Raw genomic sequence first — 5,070 nt, forward strand, 5'->3', positions numbered from 1 at the left:
TAGAGACAGCCCCCACACTCCCCCACACTCCCGCGCTCTCCACGGCCACCGTCGCTGCCGCCGGCATTGCCGTCGCCTCGCGGATACTTTGCCTGCACGTCGCCGCCCGTATGCCTCCGCTTGATTTCATTTGATCGTGCCGCGGTTCCCCTGACACTCCTTTGACACTCCTTGAGGAGAGACATGACCGAACTGACGACTGGCATGAGCGTCGACTACAGCGACCACGACGACCCGGTGCTGATCCGCCCCGACGGCAGCCCGGTCGACACCTGGCGCGAGAACTACCCGTACGCCGAGCGCATGGAGCGCGCGGAGTACGACCTGCACAAGCGGCTGCAGCAGATCGAGCTGCTGAAGCTGCAGAGCTGGATCAAGGAGTCGGGGCGCCGGCTCGTCGTCGTCTTCGAGGGGCGGGACGCGGCCGGCAAGGGCGGCACGATCAAACGCTTCACCGAGCACCTCAACCCGCGCGGCGCCCGGGTGGTGGCCCTGGAGAGGCCGACCGAACGCGAGCGCGGGCAGTGGTACTTCCAGCGCTATGTGGAGCACCTGCCGACCGCCGGAGAGATCGTGCTCTTCGACCGCTCCTGGTACAACAGGGCAGGCGTCGAACGGGTCATGGGCTTCTGCTCGGACGACGAGTACCGGCGCTTCATGCGGCAGGCGCCCGCCTTCGAGCGGATGCTCGTCGACGACGGCGTGGACCTGGTGAAGTTCTGGTTCTCGGTGTCGCAGGGCGAGCAGCGCACCCGTTTCACCATCCGCCAGGTCGATCCCGTACGGCAGTGGAAGCTCAGCCCGATGGACCTCGCCTCGCTGGACCTCTGGGACGACTACACCGCCGCGAAGGTCGCCATGTTCCGCGAGACGGACACCGAGCAGGCCCCGTGGACCGTTGTGAAGAGCAACGACAAGAAGCGGGCCCGCGTCGAGGCCATGCGCAGTGTGCTGGCCCGCTTCGACTACACGGACAAGGACCACGAGGTGGTCGGGGAGCCGGACCCGAGGGTCGTGGGCGAGGCGGCGACCCTGCTGGAGGAGGGCGAGGACGACGACCTGCGGGAGGGCTGGTGACCGGCATCGGCACCGGCACCGGCGGCCACCGGCGTCGGCTCCACGTGCTCCACGTGCTCCACGTGCTCCACATGTCCGCCCTCACTCCCCGCCGGTCGCGGTGACCGTGAACCCGGTCACCGAACCGCCGCCCTCCCGGCGCCCGGCGAACGGTTCTCCCCCGTGGGCGGCGGCCACCTCGCGGACGATCGAGAGGCCGAGCCCCGAACCGGGCAGGCTCCGGGCGTCCGCCGCGCGGTAGAAGCGGTCGAAGACCCGGTCGAGGTCCTCCTGGGCGATGCCGGGCCCGCGGTCCAGGACCTCGATGCGGACGGTGTCCCCGGCGCGTGCGCGTGTCACGACGAGTTCGATCGGCTCGCTTCCGCCCCGGTCGAACTTCGCCGCGTTCTCCACCAGGTTGGACACCGCCCTCTGCAACGCCGCGGGCCGCCCGTCGACCACCGTGTCGCCGGACACCCGTACCGTGACGGCCCGCCCGGTACGCCGGCGTGCCGCCACCGCCACGTCGTCCGCGAGGTCGCCGACACTCACCCGCCGCGGCGGCTCGGTGTCGGACTGCCCGGCCGCCAGCTCGACCAACTCGTTGACCAGGTCGGTGAGTTCGCGGGACTCCTGGGCGAGGTCGGCGACCAGTTCTTCGCGGGCCGCGGGCGGCAGCTCGTCCATCCGGCGGAGCATCGAGATGTTCGTACGCAGCGAGGTCAGCGGCGTACGCAGCTCGTGTCCCGCGTCCTGGACGAGGCGCCGCTGGTCGTCCTCGGACTGGGCGAGCCGGCCCAGCATGCGGTCGAAGGAACGGCCCAGCCGGGCCACCTCGTCGTACCCGGCGACCGGCACCTGGATGCCGAGGCGCCCGGTGCGCGCCACGTCCTCGGCGGCTCCGGCGAGCCGCACCAGGCGCGAGGTGATGCGCCGGGCCAGCCACCACCCGAAGAGCCCCGCGGCGATCACCACGGCGGCCACCAGCAGCACGGTCCGCTGCTGGAGGTCGCGCAGCAGGTCCTCCGTGCCGCTGAACTCCTGCGCCACCTGTACGGCGCCCCGTCCGCCGCCGAGCGAGACGGTCGCGACGCGGTAGACGTCGTCGCTGTCGCCGACGTCGACGTCCCGGTGCTCCACCAGCCGCCCGGCGACCTGGCCCGCCGCGAGCGGACGGTCGTCGGCGTCCACGGGCAGCGGTGGTCGGCCCCGGTCGACGACAGCCCCGTCCGGCCCCAGGACCTGCACGACCGTGCCGCTCGGCCGGACGAGTTCGGCGCGCGGGCCGCCGTCGGCGGCGGCTCCGGCGAAGTCCGCGGGCGACAACGGGCCGCGGCGCACCTCGTCGAGCAGGTCCTGCACGACGCCCTCGAACACCGTCTGCTGGTCCACGCGTACGAGCCGGGCGGCGGCGTCGTACGACAGGAAGCCGACGAGTACGGTGACGGCCGCCGCCACGGCCGCGAACGAGACCGTGAAGGTGGTCCGCAGCGAGGACAGCCTGGCCCGGGCCACCCACCGCCCGAGCCGTTCGAACCGCCCGAACCGCCCGAACTGTTCGCGTCGGGGCCGCACTCAGTCCTCCCTCAGCACGTACCCCACGCCCCGCACGGTGTGGATCGGCGAGGGCACACCCGGCTCGTCGAGCTTGCGCCGCAGGTAACCGACGTACACGGCGAGGTTCTTGGAGCCGGGCCCGAAGTCGTAGCCCCAGATGCGGTCGTAGATGGTGGTGTGGTCCAGGACGATGCCTGCGTTGCGGGCGAGCAGCTCCAGCAGGTCGAACTCGGTGCGGGTGAGCTCGATCTCCCGCGGCCCGCGCCAGACCCGGCGGGCCTGCGGGTCGATGCGCAGTCCCGCGGCGGTGACCTGGCCACCGGGCATGCGCCGCGGTTCGCTGGGTACGTCGTCGGAAGCGCCCGTACGGCGGAGCAGGGCCCGGAGCCGGGCGAAGACCTCCTCGACGTCGAAGGGCTTGACCACGTAGTCGTCGGCGCCGGCGTCCAGCCCCGCGATGCGGTCCGCGGTCTCGACGAGCGCGGTGAGCATCAGGATGGGCGTGCGGTCGCCCTCGGCGCGCAGCACGCGACAGACCTGGAGGCCGTCGATGCCGGGCATCATCACATCGAGAACGAGCACGTCGGGCGGGGTGCGGTGGGCCTGCGCGAGCGCCTGGACACCGTCGGCGACCGCGGTGACCTCGTACCCCTCCAGGGTCAGGGCCCGCTCCAGGGCATGGCGGATCGCACGGTCGTCCTCGGCGAGCAGCAGATTGTGGGGCACGGGACCAGTCTGCCAAGCCCTTCTCTACGTACTACCTGATGAAGAGGGGGTACGGCCGGTCCTCTTACCCGGCTCTCACCCTGCCGGGACCGGTGGCTTACCTCGCCCAGCCACTGTGTCCCCTGTGCCGGGGGCGAACGCCGCGACGGGGAGGGCACGGACCGCATGACGAAACGAATGAGGCGCACGGGTCGCACGAGCAGCGGAAGCCGCGTGGGCCGCTCGAAGGTCGTCTTCCTGCTGCACAACGCGTACGCCATAGGGGGCACCGTCCGCACGACCCTCAACCTCGCCTCGGCACTCGCCGAACGGCACGACGTGGAGATCGTGTCGATGCGGCGGCACCGGGACGAGCCCCGCTTCACCATCGACCCACGGATCACGGTGGTGCCGCTGGTGGACGAGCGGGACGGCAGCGAGGATCTCGCGCACCCCGACTACGCGCTGCCGGCCACGGACTTCCCCACCTCCGACAGGCGGTACGGGCAGTACACCCGGCTCACCGATCTGCGGGCCCGCGACTATCTCACGCACAGCACCGCCGACGTGGTGATCGGCACCCGGCCCGGTATCAACGTCTACGTGTCCCTCTTCGCGCCGCGCCGTGCCCTGCGCATCGCCCAGGAGCATCTGCGGCACGACGCGCACACCAAACGGCTGCGGGGCGTGCTGGCCCGCCACTACCGCCGGCTGGACGCGGTGGTGACGACGACGGAGGCGGACGCGGAGGTGTACCGGCAGCGGATGACGCTGCCGGGGGTCCGGGTCGCGGCGGTGCCGAACATCGTGCCGGCGCCCGAGGGCATCACCCGCGACGAGACGACGAAGGTGGTGGCCGCGGCGGGCCGGCTGGTCCCCGGCAAACGCTTCGACCTGCTGATAGAGGCCTTCTCGGCGGTCGCCTCGAAGGAGCCCGACTGGCAACTGCGGATCTACGGCGGTGGCCCCCAGCGCGACCACCTCCAGGACCTCGTGGACGGCCTGGGCCTTTCGGGACACATACGGCTCATGGGCCCGCGTACGCCGATGGAGGCGGAGTTCGCCAAAGCGGCGCTGGTGGTGTCGGCGTCGGACGCGGAGTCGTTCGGGATGACGCTGGTCGAGGCGATGCGTTGCGGGGTGCCGGTGATCAGCACGGACTGCCCGCTGGGCCCCGCCGAGATCATCACCGAGGGCGTCGACGGCCGGCTGGTCCCCGTGGGCGACGCACGCTCGCTGGCCGAGGCGATGCTCGACCTGATCACGGACGAGCCGCTGCGGCGGGCGATGGGTGAGGCGGCGCTGGCGAGCTCCCACCGCTACGACGCCGAACCGATCGTGGACCGGTACGAGAGCCTGTTCGCGGAGCTGGCGTCGACCCGGGGCCGCCGCGCGTGGGCCCGGGGCCGGGTCCGCGCGGCCGGCTGGGCCCGCCGGCGGGCCCGCAAACTCCGGACACTCCCCGGACGCTCACGGGCCACCAGGCCCCTGCGGGGCTTGCCGTGATATTTGGCTGCGGGCCGGTGGGGGCTGGTCGCGCAGTTCCCCGCGCCCCTGAGGGTGCTGCGCCCGGACCCAGCTTCCTGGGAAACCCCAGTGACCCGCAACCCGGCGGCCGGGCCGCGCCCCTCAGGGGCGCGGGGAACTGCGCGCCTAGGGCCCTTCTGATGGATCTCCGTGGGTGAAGGAGCGGCGTTCGGTGCGTGCGGGCACAGGCCCGCGTACTGGACGTACTTGGGTCTGTGCCCGGTG

General features: G+C 72.1%; 4 protein-coding genes. 2 read left to right on the forward strand and 2 right to left on the reverse strand.

Annotated elements, in window-relative coordinates; all coding sequences use genetic code 11:
- Positions 1 to 183: 183 nt before the first annotated feature.
- Entirely contained in the window at positions 184 to 1,077 is an 894-nt protein-coding gene (gene ppk2, locus AOK01_RS28775) for a polyphosphate kinase 2 (protein ID WP_055516770.1), read from the forward strand.
- A gap of 81 nt (positions 1,078 to 1,158) precedes the next feature.
- Here the strand turns inward: ppk2 and AOK01_RS28780 are convergent, their stop codons facing one another.
- Together AOK01_RS28780 and AOK01_RS28785 are read right to left on the reverse strand one after the other, a co-directional pair.
- Positions 1,159 to 2,631: a sensor histidine kinase gene (locus tag AOK01_RS28780; RefSeq protein WP_079103838.1), complete on the reverse strand. Its 1,473-nt coding sequence runs from the start codon at positions 2,629 to 2,631 to the stop codon at positions 1,159 to 1,161.
- Entirely contained in the window at positions 2,632 to 3,339 is a 708-nt protein-coding gene (locus AOK01_RS28785; protein ID WP_055516772.1) for a response regulator transcription factor, read from the reverse strand.
- Between the two features lie 177 nt (positions 3,340 to 3,516).
- On the opposite strand from AOK01_RS28785, the gene AOK01_RS28790 reads away from it, so the two are divergent.
- On the forward strand, positions 3,517 to 4,824 hold the full coding sequence (locus AOK01_RS28790; RefSeq protein ID WP_055516774.1) for a glycosyltransferase family 4 protein: 1,308 nt from the start codon (positions 3,517 to 3,519) through the stop codon (positions 4,822 to 4,824).
- Positions 4,825 to 5,070 lie beyond the last annotated feature (246 nt).

It is taken from the genome of Streptomyces aurantiacus, assembly GCF_001418335.1.
In the GTDB taxonomy this organism is placed as follows: Bacteria; Actinomycetota; Actinomycetes; order Streptomycetales; family Streptomycetaceae; genus Streptomyces; species Streptomyces aurantiacus.

Coding starts and splice junctions, on each gene's coding strand:
- ppk2 (WP_055516770.1), top strand. CDS start 184: ATGACCGAACTGACGACTGGCATGAGCGTCGACTACAGCGACCACGAC.
- AOK01_RS28790 (WP_055516774.1), top strand. CDS start 3,517: ATGAGGCGCACGGGTCGCACGAGCAGCGGAAGCCGCGTGGGCCGCTCG.